Here is a 25282-nt window from a genome sequence, read left to right as displayed (position 1 = left end):
CCGCTTGCGGGCCGGCCTTCCTGTGCCGGCCTGCGGGCCAGACTCATCCCGCGAAAAGTACCAGGAGCCGCGATGACCTCCGCTGACTGTTTCTCCCAAAGCTACGCCCAGGCCCGGCAGACCTTTCTCGAGGCCTGTGCCGCCCTCGACTTGCCGGTGGAATCCCACCTGCATCCGCTGCCGGGCAGTGCCGGCGAGCAACTGGCGATCGATGTGGCCCGCAGCGGCCCGGCCGATGCCGAACATGTGCTGTTGATCACCAGCGGTTGCCACGGGGTCGAGGGTTTCTGTGGTTCCGCCGTGCAGATCGACCTGCTGCGCGACCGTGACTTCCTGCGCCAGGCCCGCGAGGCGCGCTGCGCCGTGGTCTGTGTGCATGCGGCCAACCCCTGGGGCTTTTCCTGGTTGCGCCGCTGGACCCACGAGAATGTCGACCTGAACCGCAACTTCCGCGATTTCAGCCAGCCTCGCGAGGCCAACCCGGACTACGCAGCGCTGCACCCGGTGATGATTCCCAAGCGCTGGCCGCCGTCGCTGGGCAACCGCCTGCGCCTGGTGGCCGGGCTGGCGCGGCGCGGTCGCAAGCATCTGCAAAAGGCCATTTCCGGCGGGCAGTTCAGCCACCCGGACGGGCTGTTCTACACCGGCACCGCGCCGACCTGGAGCAACCTCATGGTGCGGGAGATCCTTCGCGGACATGGCCGTGAGTGCAAGCACCTGGTCTGGCTCGATATCCACACCGGGCTGGGGCCCAAGGGCCATGGCGAGCGGATCTACTCCGGCCCGGGGAATTCACCGATGCTGGCCCGGGCCCGGCGCTGGTGGGGGGAGGCGGTGCGCTCGTCGCAGGATGGCCAGTCGGTCTCGGTGCCGTTGACCGGGCTGATGGTCTACAGCGCTATCGAAGAGTGCGCGCCCGCCGAGTTCACCGGCCTGACCCTGGAATACGGCACGCTGCCCGGTGAACAGGTGCTCGATGCCCTGCGCGCCGAGCAGTGGCTGCACAACAATCCCCAGGCCGGTGCGGCGCAGCGGCGCAAGATCAAGCAGCAATTGCGCGATGCCTTCTACGTCGATGAGCCGCAGTGGAAGGAGGATGTACTGCGCCAGGGCCGTGAGGTGGCACGGCAGGCCCTGGCGGGGCTGGCTAGCTGACTACCCGGTTACGCCCGCTTTCCTTGGCTCGGTAGAGGTTGTCGTCGGCGTGCTTGAGCACATCGGAGGCATTGTCCCGTTGCGCGCTGCGACAGGCGACGCCAATCGACAGGGTGATAGACCCGACACCAGGCACGACGCTGGCTTCCAGTTGCGCCCGAATACGCTCGGCGATGATCCCCGCCTCGGCAAGGCTGGTATCCGGCAGCAACAGCACGAACTCCTCACCGCCCGCACGACAGGCCAAATCGCCGGAACGCGACTGTCCTGCAATGATCGCCGCCACCTGCTTCAGCGCTACATCGCCGGCATCATGGCCGTAGGTGTCGTTGACCCGCTTGAAGAAATCGATATCCAGGGCCAGTGCCGAATACGGTCGCTGGGTCTGGTCGAGCAGTTCCAGGGCCGCGGTCATCGCCCGGCGGTTGGCCAGGCCGGTCATCGGGTCGCTCTGGGCTTCCTCGCTGAGCCGGCCGATCTTGCGGTGCAGCAACTGCACGCTAGCGATCAGCGCCTGGCGAATGGCCGCCGGCTCCTTGTACCAGGCCTTGATCCGCCCCAGCTCATCGATGGTCTGTGGTTGCGACAGATGGGTGGCGTTGTCCGCCAGTTGCTGCAGCGGCCGGGTGATCCAGCGCGCGCCGATCCACAGGAGCAGCAAGCCGACGATGCTGGCGGGCAGCAGGTCGAGGAACATCGACTGCATCAGCTTGCCCAGGGTGGCCAGGGCGATGGCCCGGGGCTGCTGGGCGACAACGGCCCAATCGGCGTTTTCCACCGGGGCATAGCCGGCCAGCATCGGCACGCCCTTGTAGTTGTCCACCGCCATGCTGCCGGTTTCGCCGCGCAGGGCGGCGTCCACCGTGGCGCTGGTGTTGAGCACTTCACCGATACGCGTGTTGTCGGGGTGGTGGAGCAGGCGGCGATTCCTGTCGGCGACGAAGGCAAAGGTGCCGTCGTGGTGGAAGTGATTCGAGACCACCGTGCTCAAGGCGCTGTCCTTGCGGATATACACGGCGCCGCCGACCACCCCCAGAAAGCTGCCGTCGGCGGCGAATACCGGTTGCGAAACGAATACCATCAGGTTGCCGGTGGCGGAGGTGTAGGCGTGGCTGATCAGCGGGCGGCGCTGCTCCACGGCGCGCTGCATTTCTTCGGAGTCAAGGTTGCTGCCGAGGGTCAGCAGGTCGTCCGGATGGCTATGCAGGACCTTGCCGCCGGCATCGGTGATGACCACGGTGTTGAAGTCTTCGTCCTGGGCTTGCAGGCGCTTGGCTTCGGTGTGGAGCAGGCGCGGGTTGTCGAAGTCTTCGGCCAGTTGCAGGGCGCTGTAGCCGAGGTGGGCATGGGCCGACTTGATAAAGGCGCCGATGCTGGAGGCGACCTTGGCCGCGTAGGCGTGGTTGGCTTCCAGGGTGGCGTGGATCAGGGCGTCCCGTTGCACACCGTAGGCCACCGCCAGGCTGTTGGCCAGGGTGGCCAGGGCCGAGAAGATGGCGAAGGCCAGCATCAGGAAGCGCAGGTCGAGGCGCCGGGAGGTGGGTGTGTTCATCGCGTGCGGGTTGTCCTGGGTGGGGGCACGCGATTGAGGATAGGCTAAATCCTGTGTTGTTCTTCAGGGCCTCATCGCTGGCAAGCCAGCTCCCACAGGTACTGCATACACCGGACCTGTGGGAGCTGGCTTGTCGGACCGCCGCACCGCAGCGATGAGGCCAGAACGGTCAACCGTGGTTCTTGCCCAGCAGCGCGTGGTACAGCTCGCTGTCCCCAAGAATCCCGACCACCTTGTTGTCATCCTGCAGCACCAGCTTGTTGCCGGTCTGGTAACGGATCTGCAACGCCTCGCGCATGCCGATGTTGGCGTGCACCAGGGTCGGCTTGCGGCCCAGGGCATCCACCGAGTCACCCGGCGCCCAGTTCTGCAGGTCCAGGCCATTGGCGCCCTGGCGCGCGCCCTTGATCACGCCGTCGTTCAGGTCGAGCCAGGAGTCGCCGCCCGGGTCGATGCACACCGAGCCGTTGACCCGCTTGCACTGGTCCAGGGTGCGCATCAGGCTGCGACCACAGAGGACATTGAGCGGGTTGGTGTGGGCCACGAAGGTCCGCACATAGTCGTCCGCCGGGTTGAGCACGATCTCTTCCGGCTTGCTGTACTGGATGATCTTGCCGTCCTTCATGATGGCGATGCGGCTACCCAGCTTCAGCGCTTCATCGAGGTCGTGGCTGACGAAGACGATGGTCTTGCTCAGCTTGCGTTGCAGTTCCAGCAACTCGTCCTGCAGACCCTGGCGAATCAGCGGGTCGAGGGCCGAGAAAGGTTCGTCCATCAGCAGGATATCGGCGTCCATGGCCAGGGCGCGGGCCAGGCCGACGCGCTGCTGCATGCCGCCGGAGAGTTCGTCCGGCTTCTTGTTGCGCCACTGGGTCAGGCCCACCAGCTCCAGCTTCTCGTCCACCAGCTTGCGCCGTTCCTTTTCCGGACGGCCCTGCATTTCCAGGCCGAAGCTGATGTTCTCGCGCACCGTCAGCCAGGGCATCAGGGCGAATTTCTGGAACACCATGGCGATGCGCTGGGTGCGCATCATCTTCAGTTCCGCCGGGGTGCAGTGGGCGATATCGATATGCGCGCCGTCATGCTCGACGAACAGCTTGCCGCGGCTCACGGTGTTGAGGCCGTTGATGCAGCGCAGCAGGCTCGACTTGCCCGAGCCGGACAGGCCCATCAGCACGCAGATCTCGCCCTTGTTGATATCCAGGTTGGCCTTTTCCACGCCGACCACCAGCCCGGTTTTCTTCAGGATCTGCTCCCGCGAAAGGCCCTGGTCAAGCAGGCTGAGGGCCTCACGCGGTCGATTGGAGAAGATGACGTCTACGTCTTCGAAGCGAATGATGCTCATGCCTCACCCCTTACCTTTACATCGGGTTGTTTGCAGATACGGTCGAGCATGATTGCCAGGAGGACGATCGCCAGCCCGGCTTCGAAGCCCAGGGCGATATCGGCAGTGTTCAGTGCGTTGACCACGGGTTTGCCCAGGCCATCGGCACCCACCAGTGCGGCGATCACCACCATCGACAACGACAGCATGATGCACTGGGTGACACCGGCCGCGATGCTTGGCATCGCATGGGGCAGTTCGATACGGAACAGCAGTTGCCGGCGCGAGCAGCCAAAGGCCTTGCCGGCGTCGAGCAGTTCCTGGGGTACGTCGCAGATGCCCAGGTAGGTGAGGCGGATCGGCGCGGCGATGGCGAACACCACCGTGGAGATCAGCCCGGGGACCACGCCCAGCCCGAACAGGGTCAGGGTCGGGATCAGGTAGACGAAGGTGGGGACCGTCTGCATCAGGTCGAGGACCGGGCGCATGGCGGTGTAGAACATCGGCTTGTGCGCGGCGACGATGCCCAGCGGCACGCCGATGGCCACGCAGACCAGGGTGGCGAACAGCACCTGGGCCAGGGTTTCCATGGTTTCCTGCCAGTACCCCAGGTTGAGGATCAGCAGGAACGAGGCCACGCAGAAGGCGGTCAGCGCCCACTTGCGCTGGATCAGGTGCGCGCCTACCGCGATCAGCCCGATGAGGACGAAGGGGTTGAACCAGGTCAGGGCCCCGGTCACACCGTGGATCATCCATTCCAGCGCTGCGGCAAAGGCATCGAAGTAATTGGCCCCGTGTTGCGTCAGCCATTCAACGAAGGCCGCGATGTGCTGGCCCAAGGGTATTTTTTGATCGATCAGCATGATAGCGAGCGTCCACCTGCAAGGATTCGGAAACTCCCCGCGACGGTCATGGCCGTCGCGGGGACGTGCTTACTGCGTGAGTTTGGCCTTGGCGGCTTCCAGGCCGGGCTTGCCGTCCACGGTGGTGACACCGGCCAGCCAGGTGTCGAGCACCTGCGGGTTGTTCTTCAGCCAGGCTTTCGCCGCGGCGTCGGGTTTCATCTTGTCGTCGAGCACGTTGCCCATCAGGCTGCTTTCCATGTCCAGGGTGAAGGACAGGTTTTTCAGCAGTTGGCCAACGTTGGCGCATTCCTGCACATACCCCTTGCGTGTATTGGTCAGTACGGTGGCCTTGCCGTAATCGGGGCCGAAGAAGTCGTCGCCGCCGCTCAGGTACTTCATCTTGAAGCGCTTGTTCATCGGATGCGGTTCCCAGCCCAGGAACACCACATCGGTGCCGCGCCGCGCCGCGCGGTCGACCTGCGACAGCATGCCGGCCTCGCTCGACTCGACCACCTTGAAGCCGGCATCCTTCAGGCCGAAGGCGTTCTTGTCGATCATGCTCTGGATGGTGCGGTTGCCGTCGTTGCCGGGCTCGATACCGTAGATCTTGCCGTCAAGCTCCTTCTTGAATTTGGCGATATCGGCGAAGTCCTTCAGGCCCTTGTCATACAGGGCCTGGGGGACGGCGAGGGTGTACTTGGCGTTTTCCAGGTTGGCGCGCACGGTTTCCACGGTGCCGGCATCGCGGTACTGCTTGATGTCGTTCTCCATGGTCGGCATCCAGTTGCCGAGGAACACGTCCATGTTCTTGCCGTCGGCCAGCGACTTGTAGGTCACCGGGACGGAGATCATGGTGGTGCGGGTCTTGTAGCCGAGGGATTCGAGGACTGCGCTGGTCACCGCGGTGGTGACGGTGATGTCGGTCCAGCCGACATCGGAAAAGTTGACCGTGTGACATTGTTCAGGCTCTGCGGCCTGGGCCAGCGCCGGAATGCTCAGTAACGCGGCCAATAACAGCGAGGGTGAACCTTTCATTTACGGACTCCTGAGTGTTTTTGTCGGGTGTCCCACGGGACCGCCGTGCTTTATTAGTGCATCGGTCGGGCCGGCTGCCTGGCGACAGCGGGACGAGTGCCGTGCAATCGAGTCGATAACGATCATCTACCAGCAAAAAACAAACGCCTACAGGGTTGGTCGTAACCAGTACAGGCAGGGTCGCATCCAGTGCGAGTGAGGTCGTTTATGGATTATTCGGCCCGGTGAAACCTCCGTTCAGCCCCGCCGCGACGTGAAAAACGGCGCTTTTCGGCCGCCGCCCGGGGGCGGCGTTGCTGGACAAGAGTGGGTCGGTTGCAGACGTCAGGGGCGCAGCCAAAAGCCGGATGATGCGCGGAATCGGCGGATTGCCGCCCAGTCAGCGTAGCAGCTGTGGCTCCCGTAACCGGGGGGCGCGCACCTGCCCAACCAGGAGGTTCGTGGCCATGGCCATCAGTGTGTTCGACCTGTTCAAGATCGGCGTCGGCCCGTCCAGTTCCCATACCGTCGGGCCCATGCGCGCCGCGGCCTTGTTCGTCCAGGGCCTGCGTGATCGCGGCGAGCTGGAGCGGTGAAACGCGTCGAAGTGCGCCTGTATGGCTCGCTGTCCGCCACCGGCGTCGGCCACGGCAGCGACAACGCAGTGATCATGGGCCTGATGGGCGAATGGCCGGATTCGATCGACCCGTCCACCATCGGTCAGCGCATTGCTGAACTGCGCGAAACAGACACCTTGAAGCTGGATAACAAGCTGCCTGTCGAGTTCGTCTGGAGCCGCGACATGCGCCTGCTGGACGAGAACCTGCCCTACCATCCCAACGCCATGACCCTGGTCGCCGAGCATGCCGAAGGCGAGCTGCACAGCGACACCTATTACTCGGTCGGCGGCGGCTTTGTTGTCGATGCGGCCCAGGCCGCCAGCGGTGTCCTGGACAGCGACAAGACCGTGTTGCCCTACGATTTCAACAGCGCCGCCGAGCTGTTGCAGCTGTGCAAACAAAACGACATGCGCGTGTCGCAATTGATGCTGGCGAACGAGAAGGTCTGGCGCAGCGAAGCCGAGATTCGCGCCGGCCTGATGAAGCTCTGGCGGGCCATGCAGGATTGCGTGGAGAACGGCCTGAAATATGAAGGCACGCTGCCCGGCGGACTCAATGTCAAGCGCCGGGCGGCCAAGCTGCACCGCAGCCTGCAGGAGCTGGGCAAGCCCAATGTGATCGGCTCGACCCTGAGCGCCATGGAATGGGTCAACCTCTACGCCCTGGCGGTCAACGAGGAAAACGCCGCCGGCGGGCGCATGGTCACCGCGCCTACCAACGGTGCGGCGGGGATCATCCCGGCGGTGCTGCACTACTACATGCGCTTCAGCGACGAGGTCAGCGAAGCCTGCGTGGTCGACTTCTTCCTCGGCGCGGCGGCGGTGGGCATCCTGTGCAAGAAGAACGCATCCATCTCCGGCGCCGAGGTGGGCTGCCAGGGCGAGGTCGGTTCGGCCTGCGCCATGGCGGCGGCAGGGCTGGCGGAAGTGCTCGGGGCCACGCCGGAACAACTGGAGAACGCCGCGGAAATCGGCCTGGAGCACAACCTCGGGCTGACTTGCGACCCGGTTGGCGGCCTGGTCCAGGTGCCGTGCATCGAGCGCAACGCCATCGCTGCGGTCAAGGCGATCAACGCCGCGCAGATGGCCCTGCGCGGTGACGGCGAGCACTTCATCTCCCTGGACCGGGTGATCCGCACCATGCGCGATACCGGGGCCGACATGCACGACAAGTACAAGGAAACCTCCCGCGGCGGCCTGGCCGTCAGCGCCATCGAGTGCTGATTGCGCTGCGCCTTTTTCGCTCATCTTCTCGAGCCCACGCCGCCTTTTGGCGCGTGGGTTCAGACGCTTCTTACGACCCCTGTCACCATTTCCCACACAACTAGCGGTGACACTCTGGGGTGTCGTTTCTGGGCATCCCGTAACCGGGTGCTACCGAACTGCCCACGAAACATTCCGACACGCTTTGGCCCGCGCCTTTGCGCGCAGATTTCATGTCAATAAAAGCCGCTTTTTAGACATGTCGCGAGGTCGCTTTCAGGATTTATTGAATAGCCATTCAATTTCAGGCACGGCATTTGCGAGAGGAACAGCCATGCCCTGCAATCGAGTCGACAGGGACCATAACAACAACGAGCCCACCGCCTGGGGCGCAACCTGCTTTGTGTGAGGAGAGATCGCGATGACGTCGTACAACTCCGGGACCCCGTCCCAGACCCGCACACCTCAAACCATCGGCTTCCTGCTGCTGGACAACTTTACCCTTATCTCCCTCGCCTCTGCGGTAGAACCCCTGCGCATGGCCAACCAGCTGTCCGGCCGCGAGCTGTACCGCTGGCACACCCTCAGCGTGGATGGCGGGCAGGTCTGGGCCAGTGACGGGCTGCAGATCACCCCGGATGCGGCGATGCACAAGGCGCCACCGATGGACACCGTGATCGTCTGCGGTGGCGTCGGTATCCAGCGTACCGTGACCCGTGAACATGTGACCTGGCTGCAGAGCCAGGCCCGTCAATCGCGCCGCCTTGGCGCGGTGTGCACCGGCAGTTGGGCGCTGGCTTGCGCCGGGCTGCTCGACGGCTTCGATTGCAGCGTCCACTGGGAATGCCTGGCGGCGATGCAGGAAGCCTTCCCGCGGGTGAGCATGAGCACCCGCCTGTTCACCCTCGACCGTAACCGCTTCACCAGCTCCGGTGGCACTGCGCCGCTGGACATGATGCTGCACCTGATCAGCCGTGATCATGGCCGCGAGCTGTCGGCGGCGATCTCGGAAATGTTCGTCTACGAGCGTATCCGCAACGAGCAGGATCACCAGCGCGTGCCGCTCAAGCACATGCTCGGTACCAACCAGCCGAAGCTGCAGGAAATCGTCGCGCTGATGGAGGCCAACCTGGAAGAGCCGATCGACCTGGACGAGCTGGCGGTGTATGTCTCGGTGTCGCGTCGACAGCTGGAGCGGCTGTTCCAGAAGTACCTGCATTGTTCGCCGTCGCGCTACTACCTGAAGCTGCGCCTGATCCGGGCGCGGCAGTTGCTCAAGCAGACGCCGATGTCGATCATTGAAGTGGCGTCGGTGTGTGGTTTCGTCTCCACGCCGCACTTCTCCAAGTGCTACCGCGAGTACTTCGGCATTCCGCCGCGGGATGAGCGTGTGGGTTCGAATACCGCGCAGCAGGTGGCGATGATGCCGATTCCGCAGGCGCTGGTGCTGTCGCCGATGGCGGGGCCGATGACGGCGTTGAGCCAGGCGCGCAATGAGTCGACGTTTGCCAGTGTGAGGCTGTGATCACAGCTTTGTAGTGAATGTGAGGGCCTCATCGCTGGCAAGCCAGCTCCCACAGGGATCGCGTAACCTGTGGGAGCTGGCTTGCCAGCGATGAGGCCCTTGAGGTCACTGATGAGTGGCTTTGAACTCGGCCAGTGCCGGCAACAACTGCTTCTCGATCGCCTGCCGCACCGCCGGCAGGATGGTCGCTCGCCCGGTATACATCTGCTCCACCATGCCCTTCAGCGCCTTCGCCTGCGGCGCGCTCAAGCCGCGTACCGCATGCTCGCAGGCCTGCTCCGCGCTGACCCCCGAGGGCGTCTCGAAGCCCAGGGCGCGCAGGTGGCCTACCAGGTCTTCCTGATCAATCAAGTCCGCATGCATCATGGCTGTAGTCCTTGTGGCATTTAGAAGTGGTGGTCCGATTCTGGAAGCGCCCGGCAGAGCGGGCAAGGACAGATTGTCGCGATGGCCGCTTTACCTATGAACAGGTCGTTTTCGGCAAAATCGAGCGGGACGGGAGTGTGCACACTGGAGCCATGCACAGGTCGAGGGCGGTTTGGTCACCACCCTTCTGGCACAGGTAGGTTGCTCGCTCTTTGCTCCGGCTGCTTCACGGCTTGCCGGGGCAGTTTTTTGTCTGCGATCAGTTGGGCAGACGGATGACGCGCCCGACGAACTCCGGCACCGGCAGATCCCTTTGCTCCGCCACGATCCCCTGCAACCGTTCCAGCACCTGCCCCTCGAACGGCGCCGACTTCGGCCCTGCCAGGTCCACATGCAACAGCATTTGCTCACTTGCCGCCAGGGCCTCGCCGAATCCCTCTCGATACAGGCTGTGATACAGGTGCACGCGCTTGCGGTCATGCCCGATCACCTGGGTGTGTACCGTCACCTCGGTCCCCAGCTTCACCTCATGCAGGTAGTTCAGATGACACTCCAGGGTAAACAGCGAATGCCCGGTGGCCTCGCGGTTGTCGCCGTCCAGCCCGATGCATTCCATGAACGCGTCGGTGGCGTAGCTGAAGATCAGCAGGTAGAAGGCATCGCGCAGATGCCCGTTGTAGTCGACCCAGTCCGGCAGCACCGGGGTCCGGTAGGTGGTCAGCGCAGGCATCGCGGTTCTCCGTTCAGTCGCTGAAGTTCAGGCCATGGCGGGCCTTGGTGGTTTTCACCGCGTCCAGCACCGCCAGCAGGCAGTCATCACGATAGCGCTCCAGCGAGGCGATGCTGCGTTCGCCACGTTGCTCGCTGGTACCGTCGACCACCGCGTCGATCAGTTCCTCGGTCAGCTCCGGTGCCGGCAGGTAGGTCCAGGGCAGTTGCAGGGCCGGGCCGAACTGGGCCATGAAGTGGCGCATGCCGGCATCGCCACCGGCCAGGGTGTAGGTGAGGAAGGTGCCCATGAACGACCAGCGCAGACCAGCGCCAAAGCGGATCGCGTCGTCGATCTCGCCCGTGGTCGCCACGCCGTCGTTGACCAGGTGCAGGGCCTCGCGCCACAGCGCTTCGAGCAGGCGGTCGGCGATGAATCCGGGGACTTCCTTGCGCACATGCAGCGGCTGCATGCCCAGGGACGAGTAGACCTGTTTCGCCGCCTCGATGGCCTCCGGCGCGGTGTTGCGCCCGCCGACGATTTCCACCAGCGGCAGCAGGTACACCGGGTTGAACGGATGACCGACGATGCAGCGCTCCGGATGCTTCGACGACTCATAGAACTCGCTCGGCAACAGCCCCGAGGTGCTTGAGCCGATCAGCGCATTCGGCTTGGCCGCCGCACTGATCTTGCCGTGCAGATCAAGCTTCAGCTCCAGCCGCTCCGGTGCGCTTTCCTGGATAAAATCGGCATCCCGTACGCATTCCTCGATAGTGGCGACGAAGCGCAGGCGCGATTGCGACGCGCCGGGCTTGAGGCCCTGTTTCTCCAGGGCCGACCAGGCATTGGCGATGCGCTTGCGCAGGGCTTCCTCGGCGCCGGGCGCCGGGTCCCAGGCCACCACGTCGAGGCCGTTGGCCAGGGCGCGGGCGACCCAGCCGCTGCCGATCACACCGCTGCCCAGGGCGGCGAAGGTCTTGATATCGGTAATGAAGCTCATGAAGGACTCCTGGAAAAGATCAGCGACGGGTCAGGTTCATTTTTGCGCGGCCTTCGGCAGGGCTCAGGACCCGGGCGCCAAGGCGATGGAGGATTTCGGCGGCGCGTTCCACCAGTTGGCCATTGCTCGCCAGCACGCCTTTTTCCAGCCACAGGTTGTCTTCCAGGCCGACCCGCACGTTGCCGCCGAGCAACACCGCTTGCGCCGCCATCGGCATCTGCATGCGGCCGATGCCGAAGCCGGCCCAGGTCACGTTGGCCGGCAGGTTGTCGACCATGGCCTTCATGGTCGCGGTGTCCGCCGGGGCGCCCCACGGGATGCCCAGACAAAGCTGGAACAGCGGGTCGTCGAGCAGGCCTTCCTTGATCATCTGCTTGGCGAACCACAGGTGGCCGGTGTCGAAGATCTCCAGCTCGGCCTTCACCCCCAGCTCGGTGATGCGCTTGGCGCCGGCGCGCAACTGGGTCGGGGTGGAGACGTAAATGCTGTTGCCGTCGCCGAAGTTGAGGGTGCCGCAGTCCAGGGTGCAGATTTCCGGAAGCAGGGCCTCGACATGGGCCAGGCGTTCCAGCGGGCCGATCAGGTCGGTGCCGGCGCCGAACTCCATGGGCATCTCGCCGGGGCCGATCTCCAGGTCGCCGCCCATGCCGGCGGTGAGGTTGACGATCACGTCGGTGTCGGACTCGCGGATGCGCTCCATCACTTCGCGGTACAGGTTGACGTCGCGGCTGAAGCGGCCGGTTTCCGGGTCACGGACATGGCAGTGGACCACGGTGGCGCCGGCCTTGGCCGCTTCCACGGCGGCGGCGGCGATCTGCTTCGGGGTGACCGGGACGAAGTGGCTCTTGCTGGCGGTGTCGCCGGCGCCGGTGAGGGCGCAGGTGATGATGACGTCGTGGTTCATTGCGGTTTCCTTCAGGCGTGTCGGGGCTGCGCGGCACGGGGTGTCCGCGAGTTCTTTGGTTGTCTGGGAGGGCCTCATCGCTGGCAAGCCAGCTCCCACAGGTCCGGTGCACACAGTCCCCTGTGGGAGCTGGCTTGTCGGATCGCCGCACCGCAGCGATAGCGGTGGATCAGTTGGCGGTGAGCTTGAGGTTGTCCGCTGCCGGTTTGCCATCGAAGGTGGTCACGCCTTCGAGCCAGCGCGCCTTGTCCTCGGGATGGTCCTTGAGCCACTGGCGCGCCGATTCCGCCGCGTCCTTGTGATCCAGCAGCGGTTGCATCATGCGGCTCTCGTCCTCGGCGCTGAAGGTCAGGTTGGTCAGCAGCCGGCTGACGTTCGGGCAACGGCTGGCGTAGTCCGGCGCGGTCACCGTCCATACCGTGGCACGGCCTTCGTCCGGGCCGAGGGCGTCCTCGCTGCCGCTGAGGTATTCCATATCGACATTGACGTTCATCGGGTGCGGCGCCCAGCCGAAGAACACCACCGCTTCCTTGCGCCGTACGGCGCGATCGACGGCGGCAAGCATGCCGGCCTCGCTGGACTCCACCAGCTGGAACTTGCCCAGGCCGAACTGGTTCTTGGCGATCATCGCCTTGATCTGGGTATTGGCCCCGGAGCCCGGCTCGATGCCGTAGATCTTGCCGCCCAGTTCCTTCTCGAACTTGTGGATATCGGCGAAGGTCTTCAGGCCCTTGTCAGCCAGGTACTTGGGCACGGCGAGGGTCGCACGGGCGTCGTTCAGGCTCGGGGCGTCGAGGACCTTGACCTGGCCGGCATCGACGAAGGGGGTGATGGTCTGGGTCATGATCGGGTTCCAGTAGCCGAGGAACATGTCCAGGCGCTGGTCACGGATGCCGGCGAAGATGATCTGCTGCGAGGCGCTGGTCTGTTTGGTCTGGTAGCCGAGGCCGTCGAGCAGGACCTGGGTCATGGCGCTGGTGGCCATCACATCGGTCCAGTTGACGACGCCCAGGCGCACGTTCTTGCAGGCGGCCGGTTCCGCGGCCATCACGTTGGTGCTGAGGATTGCGGTACCGACAAGCATCAAGAGCGAACGACTGATCGATTGCATGGTGGCTCCTCCAACGGCAGTTCTAATTGTTATGGGGGGCGGCTTCTGCGAGCCGTGGTGCTCAAGTTACGCGGGGCTGGCCCGGTGAAATCGCACTCTGGCGACCAGCTCTTGCACAGTGGCGACCTGCGGAGTATTAACCCTGATTCCCCGTTCAGCGAGACGGCGCCATGCCCCAGGAATTCCACTTTCTGCTGTTGCCCGGTTTCTCCGCCCTCGGCTTCATCTCGGCGCTGGAACCCCTGCGGGTGGCCAACCGCTTTCGCCCCGGGCTGTACCGCTGGCGGGTGCTGAGCCTGGATGGCGGGGCGGTGCTGGCGAGCAATGGCATGTCGGTCAACGCCGATGGCCCGTTGGAGCCGCTGGGCAAGGGCGCGACGTTGCTGGTGGTGGCAGGGTTCGAGCCGCTGCACAGTTACAGCCAAGGGCTGGCGCACTGGCTGCGCAAGCTGGATCACGAAGGGGTGGTATTGGGCGGGATCGATACCGGCACGCTGCTGCTGGCTGAAGCGGGATTGCTCGAGGGGCACCGGGTGACTTTGCACTGGGAGGCGCTGGAGGCATTCAAGGAGCGCTATCCGCGGCTGGACGCAACCCAGGAACTGTTCGAAGTGGACCGTCGCCGCATCACCTCGGCGGGCGGTACCGCATCCATCGACCTGATGCTCGACCTTATCGGCCAGGCCCATGGTCCCGAGCTGGCGATCCAGGTTTCCGAGCAATTCGTGCTCGGCCGCATCCGCCCGCGCCAGGACCACCAGCGCATGCAGATCGCCTCGCGCTACGGCATCAGCAACGGCAAGCTGGTGCAGGTGATCGGCGCCATGGAGCGTAATACGGAAACGCCGCTGAACACCCTCGATCTGGCTGAGTCGGTGCAGGTCAGCCGGCGGCAGCTGGAGCGTCTGTTCCGGCTCTACCTCAACGACACTCCCAGCAGCTTCTACCTGCGCCTGCGCCTGGACAAGGCGCGGCAACTGCTGCGCCAGACCGAGATGAGTGTGCTGGAGGTGAGCATCGCCTGTGGCTTTGACTCACCTTCGTATTTCACCCGGAGTTATCGGGCGCGGTTTCAGCGGTGTCCGCGGGAGGATCGTAGGGCGGTCAGTGGTGGGTGAACACTTCTACAACCCCTCCTGCAACAGCGTCCGCGGCAAGACAAAGCCCTTGAACAGCGGCTGGGTGAACGGGTTGTCGGCCTTGTCGGTACTGATGCGATAGCGCATGCCGCCGTCCGGCGCGGCGAAGCTGAGGTCCACGCTGGTGCTGGTGGTGCCGTTGAGCTTGGCCTGGCTCAGCAGACGATAGAGCGACCAGGGCCCGCGATGGACCAGGCCACTGCTGCTGCCGGCCGCGTTGACCAGGCTCATGCGGCTTTCGTTGTTCGGCGCCAGGGTGTTGGGCCAGATCAGCGCCGTGCTGGTGGTCGGGCCGTGGTTGTAGGTAACCAGTTGTCCTTCGATGCTGATCGAGCTGCTGCGCTTGTTCGGCGCCAGGCCCAGGGGCTCGATGTAGAACTGCACCCCGAGCAGCCCGCGGCTGTTGAAGAAGGCGTCGCGGATACGCTCGGCAGACTGCAGGCGTTCCTGCACATCCGCCCGCACCAGGTAGCCACCCAGTCGCTCGGAGTAGAGCGCTTCGAGGTTGTCTTCGAGGAACAGGTCGAGGTACTGCTCGCGGAAGCGCTGCAACCGGCCCTGCGGACCGAAGAACGCGGTGAAATCCTCCAGCGAGGTTTCTTCCCGGCTGGCCGGATTGAAGGGGTAGCGCCCGGCCAGGCGCTCGCGGTAGAAGCGATGGACATCGTGGTCCCAGCGCCGCTCCAGTTCGCGCAGTGCTTCCACCAGGATCACCCGGGACGACTCGTCGGCCAGCTTGGCGACCTGGCGGTTGACCGGCTCGGGCAGCCCGGCGGCGATCCTCTGCAGGTTGGCGATCGGGTCGGGGCCCTTCAGGGAGAAGCGCTCCACCATCATGGCCAGCGCGGCCTTGCTGCGGTCTGGGCTGTCGTGCACGACGCGGACCTTATCCTGCACACTGCCGATCGCCAGCATGGTTTCCTCCAGGTAGGACGCCCGCTCGCCGCGGTCTTCCAGCAGTTGGTTCAGCGGTGCGAAGGCACGGGCGATCTCCAGGGTCAGCGGGGTCTGGGGAGTGTCCTGGCCCGGCTCGGCGGCCTTGTCCAGCAGATCGACCCCGGCGGCTTCCAGATTGACGGGCGTGGCCCGGACGGCAAGCTCACTGTTGTCGCGCACCGTTTCCAGGAGTCGACGCAGTGGTGCGGCTGGCCCGGTGACGCTGCCCAGCAGGCCGACGGCATCGCTGATGTCGTTGAAGTCCCGCACTTCGAGCTGGCTGAGGCTGCGTTGCCAGGTGTCCACGTAGGCGCGGCTGTAGATCGCCTGGATCCGGGTGGCGAGGATGGCCTTGTCGGCGGGCGAATAGTCGATGCCGTTGCGCTCGCCCAGCGCCCATTGGTCGATCATGGCCAGCTCGGTGAGGTCGTCGCCATGGCGGGCGAAGTAGCTGCGGTAGCCGTTGGCGGTCAGCAAGGTGTCGATACGCCCGCTGGCGGCCTGGGGCTCTTCGCGCTGGTAGACGATGTCGAACGCCGGGCCGATTTCATTGCGCAGGTCCAGCGGCGCCCGCTGCGCCGTGCCCGCCTCCTGGCGCAGGGTCATGTACACCCGTTCCGGCAGGGGAATCTGCTGCAGTTGGCGCTGGACCACGGCGACCCGCTCCTGGTACTGCGGCAACTGCGTGTCGACGTATTTCATGGCGTAGTCCAGATGGCGCATCAAGGCGCGCTGGGTGCTGTCCTCGCCCGGGAACGCCCTTTGCCAATACGCCGCCATCCATTCCTCGACCACCGGTGCACGGCGGTTGGGGCGGTCTTCGATCATCCGGTAGACCCGTAGCGCCGCCAACTGGGCATCGCCGTCCAGGTCGGAACCGTCCAGCGACTCCATCACCCCGCTGGCCAGGGCCGGCAGGAAGCGTTGCGACAGCAGGGACAGATAGGCTTCGTCGACCTTGGGACCGATCGCCCGGCCTTGATACAGGCCCATGTTGGCCAGCACCGGCCAGGCGTTGCGGTAGTTGCCATAGACGGCGACGGCATTGCTGATCTGGTCCAGCGGTTGCAGCAGGTTGCCGGCGCTGGGGTCGAGCGTGCCGTCGATGGCGCTGGCGCTGAAGTCGCGGCTGCGCTCCATGACGCTCAAGGCCTTGTCGCGATTGACGGTGTAGTAGTGATACCAACCGCCGATGATCAGCGCGCTGCCGAGGGAGGCAACGCCGAAATGCAGGGCCAGGGCGTGTTTCTTCTGTTTCAGGACCCGCGGGTTGTCGCCGGCCAGGCCGGCCTCGGGGTAGATGACGCGCTGGAACAGTTGCTGGGCAAAATAGACGACGGACCGCCCGCTGGGGTGCATCTTGTTGGTCGGCTCGCGCAGGCCGTAGCCCTGCGCCGCCGAGGCCACGAAGGCGTTGTTGAGCACGCCTTGCTGGTACACCGAGGAGAAGAACACGCCGCGTGGCAGGGAAGGGGTGACGAAGCGGTCGCTGCCCATCACATCGGTGAGGAAGTCCAGCAGCACCGGACGCAGGCCGGAGAGTTGCCGTGCCAGCGAGTACAGGGCTTCCCGCTGCGCGGTGTCGCCGACCTCGGCCATGGCGTCGAAGACGTGCTCGTTCAGGCGGGCGAGGAATGCGTCGTAGCGTGCGCCCAGCTCATCGAGCCAGGCGTCGTAGTCGCGCAGCGAGTCCAGGGTGAAGTTGAAGCCGAGGATGTCCTCCCGCGCCGACCTGGGCAGCCGGGCGAACAGGGGTTCGAAGCCTTCGAGCAGATCGAACTTGCTGAGCACCACATAGAGCGGTGGCCGCGTGCCCAGTTCGCGGCTGAGTTCGATCAGCCGTGCCCGCAGCAGCACGGCCAGGGTCTTGCGGTCACTGGGCTTCTGGTTCAGCAGGGTGACCAGGCTGACCATCAGGACCACGCCGTTCAGCGGTCGGCGGCTGCGATTGCGACCCAGCCAGCTGACGAAGCTGGCCCACAGGCGCGGGTGCAGGTCGTGCGGCAAGCCGGCCGTGACCGGGCCTTGGCCGTCAGACTGCGGTGCCCTGCGCGATGCACTCGGCTGACTGATGATTTCACCAGGAGGGTCGATAAGTACCGCCTGGTCGCCGATGCACCAGTCGATCGGGTAGAGCCGGTGCGGATCGTCGTTGTGGCGCGCGTTGCCGGCCTTCATCTCGCCGGTCAGGGAAAAGCTCTGGTTGGAGCGGTTGACGAAGCTGGTCTTGCCGGAGTTTTCCTGTCCCAGCACCAGGTACCAGGGGATCTGGTACAGGGCATTGCGGCCCTTGAGGTTGGCCTGGAGCAGGGCCAGGTTGCGGTCAAGGTCGCGCTCCTGGGCTTCGATGTAGCGCAGGCAGCGATCTTCCCGCACTTCCTCGGCGTGCGCGCGCTCCGCCTCCAGCTGCCGGGTGCGTCGCCGCAGTCGAAGCGCCCAGCCCAGCAGCGGAATGACCAGCACTACCAGCGTCGCCAGGACCCGTGCAGCCAGGCTTGCAAGCGGTCGATAGTCGGCCAGGGTCCATTTGGGACCGAGCCACCAGATGGCGATCATGGCTAGCGTCAGCGCCGCCAGAAACATGAGGGGGGCGCCGGGTTTGAGCCAGCGCAGGACGGGCTGGCCATATCGTTGCAGGTGGGACCAGAGGTTCTCCATGCGATGCTCCTGTTCAATGCTTGTGTGGTTCGCCAGCTGCGGTGTGTCGCATCAGCAACTCGTAGAGCTCTGGCTCCCAGGCGGGAAGGGTCGTGCTGTCCATGACGCTGCGGGCCCGCGCGTACAGGCCCTCGGCCAGCCAGCTCAGCCCGCGGGAGGCGAGCAGTTCGGCGGCGATGGCCATGACATGGCAGGCGTGTCGCGGGTCGTTGTTGTGCTGCTGGCTTGATTCGAGGTTGCGCAGCATCGATTCCACGCCTGCGCTGTCGAGCAGCAGGCTCAGCTCGTCGCGCAAGGCCGGGTATTCCAGTGCGCTACCGGTCCCGGTGCTTTGTGTCGCCCCGCTCAGCCAGGCCTGGGTATCGTCATCGACGAAGGGACGGCCATCGGCGAAGGCCAGTGTGGTCAGGGCCGGCAGCCGGGTCACGAAGCGTTCGCTGGCCTGGCGTATGGCTTCGGCAACCCGTGGCATGTCCAGCCTGCGAGCGACGTCCGCCGACAGGAAGCTGCCGCGCAGCCAGTACGGGGAGGCGCCCACGCTGCGCTCGATCCGCTGCAGCAGCGTCGGGCTGATGTTGTTGCTGGCCAGGGCCTTGTCATAGCCGTCGACGAGGTCCACGGGGGCGGCCATCAGTTCCGTGCGGTTGTCGCTTCGCGCCGAGGGGGCCTGGAGCAGGTGGGTCCACAGGGCGAAGCGGCGCAGCAGGTAGCCGGTCGGGTCGTACAGGTCTTGCTGGTTGATGAGTTCTGCGGCCGTGAGCAGCGAGCGACGGTTTTCCCGTTCATTGCCTGGCTGGGGTTGCGGGGGCGCGAAGAAGGTCTCGGCCAGCGCGTCGTTGCCCGTGGGCAGGCTGGCGCTGTGCCCGGCCACCTCCGGTCCGTTACCGGCTTCGCTGTACTGGCGCAGCTTGCCTTCCAGCCGGCTCAGGTCCGCCACGTTCAGCCCGGCCAGCGCGGCACTGGCCTGGAGGCTATCGAGTGCCTGTTGGGCCGCCTTGTAGAAGTCCTCGGCGTACCCCTTGCGTTCCAGTCCGGGCAGCGCGTCGCCCAGTCGCTCCAGGTAATTCCCGACCAGGCGGCGTTTGCCCATGTAGCCGGTGGGCCCCGGCTTGGGGTGACCGGTTTCCCAGTACTTTTCCACCATGCCGGCGAGGATGCCCGCGACATCGGCCCAGCCGCGCCAGCTGTGGGTGCGCAGGTGGGCCGTCATCAGATGGCCGGCGATGCGGAAGTGCTTGCAGTGTTCGTTCAGGTAGCGTCGTGCGCTGAGATCGACGAACTCCCAGTCGATGGTGCGCTCCTGCAGGCCACCCAGTTTGACCATCTCGTGGTCGATGTCCTGGAACAGCGGGTTTTCAGCATCGAAGGCGCCTGCGGGCTGGCTTTCGTGCAGCGGCGTCAGCAGCGCCTTGAGGTCCAGTGGGGGAAGTTGCTTCACCAGTGACAGGCCTCCCGTTGCCTGAACATCTGCCCGGCCAGGGCCCGGGCATCGAAGGTGACGCCATCGAACCCGGGGTGATCGCTTTCGATCTGCAGTCGTTCGCCTGGACGGGTCAGCTGGCGCAACTGCTCGATGGCCACCAGGCCACGGCCCGCATCGCTGACCGTGCCGTCTTCCAGTACCTGCCAGGTGCGGTTGGGTGTTACCGGGCGGCCGTCCAGCAGCAGCCGGATGTCGACGTGGTTCACCGGCAAGGGCTCGGCGCTCAGTAGTTGCAGCCGGGAAATGTTCGACAGGCAGCTGATTGCCAGGTAGGTGTCAGGCGCGGTACCGGCCAGCGCCGGGACGGTAATCACGACCTTGTCCTGCCCCGGCAGGACGTCCGCGCTGCGGGTAATCCTCGAGCCGGTTTCCTCGGGCTGGCGTCCTGCTTCGTTGGCTTCGACCAGAAGCCTGATGGCAGGCACCCTGACCTCGGGCTCGGTTGCTGGCGCAGGGGTGGAGGGCGCGCTGGGTGGGGTTCCGGCCGCAGCATCGAAGCAGGCAAGACGCTCGAGTGCGGAGGTGATCCGGGTGCAGTCGTAGGTCGCCGCGGTGGCGGATTCCTTGCTGTCGCAGCCAGCCAGCAAGACGGCCGTCAGCAGTGTCAGTCGCAGTAGTGTCATGCGTCCTCCGGGCTCAGGCCAATGTCGCCGTGAAGGCGCCATCGTCGTTCCAGTCCAGTTCGGCACGCTGGAACCGTTCACCGCGAGACTGGCTTTGCAACACGGCCAGCGACAGCGGCGGGAGGAAGTCGCCGTCGATGATTGCATCGAGCATGCGTGCGCCATTGCGATGCCGTGCGCAACGCGCCTGCAGCTCGTTGCGGGCACTGTCGGTGATGGTCAGGGTGGCCTGGTGGCGCTGTTCGAGCTGCTCCTGCAAGCGCTGCAGGCGGGTGTCGATGATTTCGTCGAGCACCTCCTCGTTCAGGTAGCGATACGGCACGATCTGCATGCGTGCCAGCAGCGCCGGCTTGAAAAACGCCGCGAGGCGCTGGCGCAGCGCATCGCCATCCAGGTCCCGTAGCGCCTCGTCATCCTGGTCGAAGCCCAGGTTGGAGGTGAGGAAGAACAGTACGTTGCGGCAGTCGATGCGGCGGCCCTCGCCATCGTTCAGCTCGCCTTTGTCGAACGCCTGGTAGAACAGGTCGAGCACATCCGGGTGGGCTTTCTCCACCTCGTCGAGCAGTACCACCGAATACGGCTGCTTGCGGATGGCTTCGGTGAGCACGCCGCCCTCGCCGTAGCCCACATAGCCGGGTGGCGCGCCCAGCAGGCGGGAGACGGTGAACTTCTCCTGGTACTCGGACATGTTGATGGTGGTGAGGAAGCGTTCGCCGCCGAACAGCGAGTCGGCCACCGCCAGGGCCGTCTCGGTCTTGCCGACCCCGCTGGGGCCTGCCAGCAGGAAGGCGCCCATGGGCGTACCTGGACGGCGCAGGTCCGCCAGTGCGGTGAGCAGGCGCCGGTAGAGGATGTCCAGGGCGGCGTCCTGGCCTTTGATCCGCTGCTTCAGGTCAGTCGGCAAGCGCTCTACGCGGGCCATCTGGTCGCTGTTGATGGTGGTGGCGGGAATCCCCGTCCAGTCGGCGATGACCTGGGCGATCTGCTGCGCGCCGACATCGGCGTGGATCAGGGCGCCTTCGCGCTGGAGCGCGGCCAGCTGTCCGACCTTGTCTGCCAGCAGCCAGGGTGAGTCCTCGCTGCTGGCACGCAGTGCGACGATGTCGTCCACCAGGGCTTTCTGTTGTGACCATTTCTGACCGAGTTGCTCGATCTCGAATTCGAGGGTCTTGCGCTTCGCGGCCAGTGCGTCCAGTTGCCCCGGTACGACCTGCCGACCTGCGCGTTCGTCGCGTATCAATTGCGCGGACTCGGCGTCGATCTGGCGCAACTGGTTCTCCAGCGCGCCAAGCCGGCGCGGCGGTTCGTCCAGGGCCGAGGCGACCCGGGCGCAGGCGGTATCGAGTACGTCGATGGCCTTGTCCGGCAGTTGGCGTCCGCACAGGTAGCGGTCCGACAGGGTGGCGGCAGCCTGCAGCGCATCGTCGCCGATGAACACCTGGTGCGTCGCCTCGTAGACCGGACACAGGCCGCGCAGGATGTGCACGGCCTGCTCGGGAGATGGCTCCTCCAGCCTGACCAGCTGGAAGCGGCGGGCCAGGGCGGGATCCTTTTCGAAGTATTTCTTGTACTCCGACCAGGTGGTGGCCGCGATGGTGCGCAGTTCGCCCCGGGCCAGCGCCGGTTTCAGCAGGTTGGCCGCATCGCTGCCGCCGGCGCTGTTGCCGGCACCGATCAGGGTATGGGCTTCGTCGATGAACAGGATGATCGGACGGGTAGCGCCCTTGATCTCGTCGATGACCGCCTTCAGGCGCTTCTCGAACTCGCCCTTCACCGAGGCGCCGGCCTGCAGGGCGCCGAGGTCCAGGCCCCAGAGTTCGACCTTAAGCAGCGCCTTGGGCACGCGGCCCTGCACGATACGCAGGGCCAGGCCCTCGACCACCGCGCTTTTGCCGACCCCGGCATCGCCCACCACGATAGGGTTGTTCTTACGCCGACGGGCGAGGATATCGACCATCAGGTCCATCTCGGCATCGCGACACAGCACAGGGTCCAGGCGGCCTGCCCGGGCCTGGGCGGTGAAGTCGTGGCCGAACCGGGCCAGCGCGCTGTCTTCGCTGGACAGGCCTGGCAGGGGGGCCGCTTCAGGTGCCGCTTGCAGGGCTTCCGACGACGCCGCCAGCAGCGCCGCGAAGCGTTTGCGCAAGGCCTCGCGGTTGACCTCATCGAGCAGGCGGATCGCTGCCAGCGGCAGGTAGCGTGCCGGATTGAGCAAGGTGGCAAGGAAAACCGCGCCGCTGCGGATCTGCGCCTGTTCCAGTTCGACCGAACTGAGCAGCCAGGCGTCCTGCAAGGCCTCGATGAGCAGCGGTGAGAAAGCGGGGTACTGGCTGTGACCGGCATAGCGGTCTTCGAACCCGCTGGACAGGGCCTGCCGCACGGCCTCGACGGCAATGCCAGCATTGCCGAGCGTGACGCGGACGTCGCAAGCGGGCTGTTCGAGGAACGCCGTCAGCAGATGCACGACGGTCACCTCTGCGCCACCCTGGCTGATACACAGGTTGCCTGCCTCCTCCAGTGCCTGTCGGCAACAGGGACTCAGACGTTCTACTAACGCAGCCGGATCGACCGTGATCATTGTTGGAATTCACCTTTTATAAGCAGGAATTACTTCCCTGTTGCGCGCAAGTCCATTATCGAGGGACTGTCTGGTGCCTCTTGCGGCGCCCGGTTTAGTTGAGGTTGTGCTGCCGAAAACTCGGTGCACAACAGGCTCTGAAGAAAGCATAAAAAGCGGCTGCTCGTATATAGGAAACTTCTGATGGTTTTCTGGAAAATTCCCTCAATTCAAACTTCGAGAGATTAAGGAATCTTCCTTCAAGCTCTTAGGAAAATTCCTATTTTTCTGCATTCGGTCCGCGTTTTAGTCTTGGCGGCGCCAGTGGGCTGGTGCGCCAGCCCCGGCAAATTTCTTGCGGTGTCAGTTCGAAAGTGGACGGCCGAGTCAGTTGTTTTTGAAACTTTATGTAACTGGATGAGTTCGCTGATCCTGTGGATTTAATTGCGCCTTTAATAGGGCTGCTGCTGCGAACCAGGAACAAGTAAAGCGGACTTCCAAAGGAGAAGTGCCTGATGGCGAATAAAAGAGGTTCTGTTGCTCCGAAGGAACGCATCAATATCACTTACGTTCCTGCCACCAACGGCGAGCAGGAGGAGGTCGAACTGCCCCTGCGGTTGCTGGTAGCGGGGGACTTCATCGGGCGTGAGGAAGACATTGCGCTCGAAGACCGCATCCCCGTCCGCATCGACAAGGACAATTTCAACGATGTCATGGCCGAGCGCGGTATCGGCTTCAAGGAAAGCCTCCCCAACACCCTGTCAGGGGGCGCGGACGACACCCTGGATGTCGATCTGAGGTTCCGCTCCATCGATGACTTCGGTCCCGATGCCATCGCTCGCCAGATCCCCGAACTCAACAAGCTGCTCGAACTGCGCGAGGCGCTGGTCGCCCTCAAGGGTCCCTTGGGCAATGTCCCGGAATTCCGCAAGCAACTGCAGGCGATGCTCGGTGACGAGGCGGCGCGCGGCCAGCTCGCCAGGGAGCTGGAGGCCGTGCTGGGCGAAAGCGTCGGCTGACCGGCTGCGCCTGCCAAGGCGAGACATTCATCCATTCAGGTTTCAAAGGACATGAGCATGACAAACGCGCACTCCGCGGCCGTAGAACAACAAGACGCCCTTCCGGAAGGTGGCCTGCTGGCCCAGATCCTTGCCCGCACGCGAATCGAGCCCAGCCAGGAGGGCTATGCCATTGCCGAGCGCGGCGTGGCGGCCTTCATCGCCGAGATGCTCAAGTCTTCCGACCGGCAGCAGCCCATCAACAAGCAACTGGTCGACCAGATGCTGGCGCAGATCGATGCGCGGATCGGCAAGCAGATGGACGTCGTCCTGCACAACCCGGGATTCCAGGCGCTGGAATCGAGCTGGCGGGGGCTCAAGTTCCTCGTCGATCGCACCGACTTCCGTGAAAACACCCAGATCGACCTGCTGCATGTAACCAAGACCGAGCTGCTGGACGACTTCGAAAGCGCCAGCGACATCACCCGCAGCGGCCTCTACCGTCACGTCTACACCGCAGGCTACGGCCAGTTCGGTGGTTCGCCGGTGGGCTGCATGGTCAGCAACTACACCTTCGGCCCGTCGGCTCCCGACATCAAGCTGCTCGGCTACGTGGCCTCCGTCGGCGCCATGGCGCACGCGCCATTCCTCGGTGCTGCGGGTCCGGAAATGCTCAACCTGGAATCGTTCCAGGAGCTGGCCAACCTCAAGGAAGTGAAGGACATCTTCGACGGTCCGCGCTTCACCAAATGGCGCGCCCTGCGCGATTCCGAGGATTCTCGCTACCTCGGCCTGAGCATGCCGCGCTTCCTGTTGCGCGAGCCCTTCGATCCGCTGGAAAACCCGGTGCGCAGCTTCGACTACCGCGAGACCATCGACGGCGATCACGACAACTATCTCTGGGGCAACACCTCGTTCGCCCTGGCGAGCCGCATCGTCGACAGCTTCGCCCGCTACCGCTGGTGCCCGAACATCATCGGCCCGCAGTCGGGTGGCACCGTCGATGACCTGCCCGTGCACCTGTACGAGTCCCTTGGCCAGCTCCAGGCCAAGATCCCCACCGAAGTCCTGGTCTCTGACCGGCGTGAGTTCGAACTGTCGAGCGAAGGCTTCATCCCGCTGACCATGCGCAAGGGCAGCGACAACGCGGCGTTCTTCTCGGCCAACTCGGTGCAGCGCCCCAAGGTCTTCGCCAAGACCCCTGAAGGCCAGGCCGCGCAGACCAACTACATGCTGGGCACGCAACTGCCCTACATGATGATCATCAACCGCCTGGCCCATTACCTGAAGGTTCTCCAGCGCGAGCAGATCGGCAGTTGGAAGGAGCGTCCGGACCTGGAGCGCGAGCTCAACAACTGGATCCGCCAGTACGTTGCCGACCAGGAAAGCCCTTCCTCCGATGTCCGCAGCCGCCGGCCCCTGCGTGCGGCGCAGATCGTGGTCAGCGATGTCGAGGGCAATCCCGGTTGGTACCAGGTGTCGCTGTCGGTCCGCCCGCACTTCAAGTACATGGGCGCCAACTTCGAGCTGTCGCTGGTCGGCCGGCTCGACAAGGAATGAC

At 64.7% G+C, this 25282-nt stretch carries 18 protein-coding genes and 1 pseudogene; 6 read left to right on the top strand and 13 right to left on the bottom strand.

Annotated elements, in window-relative coordinates; genetic code table 11:
- Nucleotides 1-72: 72 nt before the first annotated feature.
- Nucleotides 73-1155, top strand: coding sequence for a M14 family metallopeptidase (locus tag PSEMO_RS05355; RefSeq protein ID WP_075802101.1), 1083 nt, complete (start codon nt 73-75; stop codon nt 1153-1155).
- Here the strand turns inward: PSEMO_RS05355 and PSEMO_RS05350 are convergent.
- The 4 genes from PSEMO_RS05350 to PSEMO_RS05335 form a co-directional block, all read right to left on the bottom strand.
- Nucleotides 1148-2707: a sensor domain-containing diguanylate cyclase gene (locus tag PSEMO_RS05350; RefSeq protein WP_075802100.1), complete on the bottom strand. Its 1560-nt coding sequence runs from the start codon at nt 2705-2707 to the stop codon at nt 1148-1150. The genes PSEMO_RS05355 and PSEMO_RS05350 overlap by 8 nt on opposite strands.
- A gap of 169 nt (nt 2708-2876) precedes the next feature.
- Complete coding sequence (choV, locus tag PSEMO_RS05345) at nt 2877-4052, bottom strand: choline ABC transporter ATP-binding protein (RefSeq protein ID WP_075802099.1); 1176 nt, start codon at nt 4050-4052, stop codon at nt 2877-2879.
- Nucleotides 4049-4897: a choline ABC transporter permease subunit gene (choW, locus tag PSEMO_RS05340; protein WP_178391965.1), complete on the bottom strand. Its 849-nt coding sequence runs from the start codon at nt 4895-4897 to the stop codon at nt 4049-4051. Before choW ends, choV begins: the two co-directional genes overlap by 4 nt.
- 66 nt (nt 4898-4963) lie before the next feature.
- Nucleotides 4964-5911 (bottom strand): choline ABC transporter substrate-binding protein, encoded by a 948-nt coding sequence (locus tag PSEMO_RS05335; RefSeq protein ID WP_075802097.1) that lies wholly within the window; start codon nt 5909-5911, stop codon nt 4964-4966.
- A gap of 446 nt (nt 5912-6357) precedes the next feature.
- On the opposite strand from PSEMO_RS05335, the pseudogene PSEMO_RS05330 reads away from it, so the two are divergent.
- A pseudogene (locus PSEMO_RS05330) lies at nt 6358-7733 on the top strand (L-serine ammonia-lyase).
- 400 nt (nt 7734-8133) lie between these two features.
- Entirely contained in the window at nt 8134-9237 is a 1104-nt protein-coding gene (locus PSEMO_RS05325) for a choline metabolism transcriptional regulator GbdR (RefSeq protein WP_075802096.1), read from the top strand.
- A gap of 105 nt (nt 9238-9342) precedes the next feature.
- Here PSEMO_RS05325 and PSEMO_RS05320 read toward each other — a convergent pair whose 3' ends face one another.
- From PSEMO_RS05320 to choX, 5 genes are all read right to left on the bottom strand, one after another.
- Complete coding sequence (locus PSEMO_RS05320) at nt 9343-9603, bottom strand: hypothetical protein (protein ID WP_075802095.1); 261 nt, start codon at nt 9601-9603, stop codon at nt 9343-9345.
- Between the two features lie 259 nt (nt 9604-9862).
- Nucleotides 9863-10333, bottom strand: coding sequence for a thioesterase family protein (locus PSEMO_RS05315; RefSeq protein WP_075802094.1), 471 nt, complete (start codon nt 10331-10333; stop codon nt 9863-9865).
- 13 nt (nt 10334-10346) lie between these two features.
- Nucleotides 10347-11312: an L-carnitine dehydrogenase gene (locus PSEMO_RS05310; RefSeq protein ID WP_075802093.1), complete on the bottom strand. Its 966-nt coding sequence runs from the start codon at nt 11310-11312 to the stop codon at nt 10347-10349.
- 19 nt (nt 11313-11331) lie between these two features.
- Complete coding sequence (locus PSEMO_RS05305) at nt 11332-12216, bottom strand: BKACE family enzyme (RefSeq protein WP_075802092.1); 885 nt, start codon at nt 12214-12216, stop codon at nt 11332-11334.
- A 169-nt stretch (nt 12217-12385) separates the two neighbouring features.
- On the bottom strand, nt 12386-13327 hold the full coding sequence (choX, locus tag PSEMO_RS05300; protein ID WP_075802091.1) for a choline ABC transporter substrate-binding protein: 942 nt from the start codon (nt 13325-13327) through the stop codon (nt 12386-12388).
- A gap of 170 nt (nt 13328-13497) precedes the next feature.
- Here choX and PSEMO_RS05295 point away from each other — a divergent pair, with 170 nt between their 5' ends.
- Nucleotides 13498-14445 (top strand): GlxA family transcriptional regulator, encoded by a 948-nt coding sequence (locus PSEMO_RS05295; RefSeq protein ID WP_075802090.1) that lies wholly within the window; start codon nt 13498-13500, stop codon nt 14443-14445.
- A gap of 6 nt (nt 14446-14451) precedes the next feature.
- On the opposite strand, the gene tssM is transcribed toward PSEMO_RS05295, so the two are convergent.
- Genes tssM through tssH form a run of 4 tightly spaced genes read right to left on the bottom strand, consistent with a single transcriptional unit; the run spans nt 14452 to nt 22744 of the window.
- Nucleotides 14452-18060 carry a type VI secretion system membrane subunit TssM gene (gene tssM / locus PSEMO_RS05290; RefSeq protein ID WP_075802089.1) on the bottom strand — a complete coding sequence of 1203 codons (3609 nt, stop codon included), beginning with the start codon at nt 18058-18060 and terminating at the stop codon, nt 14452-14454.
- A gap of 13 nt (nt 18061-18073) precedes the next feature.
- A complete protein-coding gene (gene tssA, locus PSEMO_RS05285) occupies nt 18074-19498 on the bottom strand; it encodes a type VI secretion system protein TssA (protein ID WP_081430204.1) in 1425 nt (474 codons plus the stop codon).
- Entirely contained in the window at nt 19495-20166 is a 672-nt protein-coding gene (gene vasI, locus PSEMO_RS05280; protein ID WP_081430203.1) for a type VI secretion system-associated protein VasI, read from the bottom strand. The genes tssA and vasI overlap by 4 nt, the downstream gene beginning before the upstream one ends.
- Nucleotides 20167-20179: 13 nt before the next feature.
- On the bottom strand, nt 20180-22744 hold the full coding sequence (gene tssH / locus PSEMO_RS05275; protein WP_075802087.1) for a type VI secretion system ATPase TssH: 2565 nt from the start codon (nt 22742-22744) through the stop codon (nt 20180-20182).
- Between the two features lie 494 nt (nt 22745-23238).
- On the opposite strand from tssH, the gene tssB reads away from it, so the two are divergent.
- Together tssB and tssC are read left to right on the top strand one after the other, a co-directional pair.
- A complete protein-coding gene (tssB, locus tag PSEMO_RS05270; RefSeq protein WP_075802086.1) occupies nt 23239-23742 on the top strand; it encodes a type VI secretion system contractile sheath small subunit in 504 nt (167 codons plus the stop codon).
- 57 nt (nt 23743-23799) lie between these two features.
- Nucleotides 23800-25281, top strand: coding sequence for a type VI secretion system contractile sheath large subunit (gene tssC, locus PSEMO_RS05265; RefSeq protein WP_086937204.1), 1482 nt, complete (start codon nt 23800-23802; stop codon nt 25279-25281).
- The last annotated feature ends 1 nt before the right edge of the window (nt 25282 follow it).

The organism is Pseudomonas putida, from assembly GCF_001941965.1.
GTDB classification, from domain to species: Bacteria; Pseudomonadota; Gammaproteobacteria; order Pseudomonadales; family Pseudomonadaceae; genus Aquipseudomonas; species Aquipseudomonas putida_L.
The sequence above is the reverse complement of the archived record's forward strand: the minus strand, read 5'-3'. Positions and strand labels throughout refer to the sequence as shown.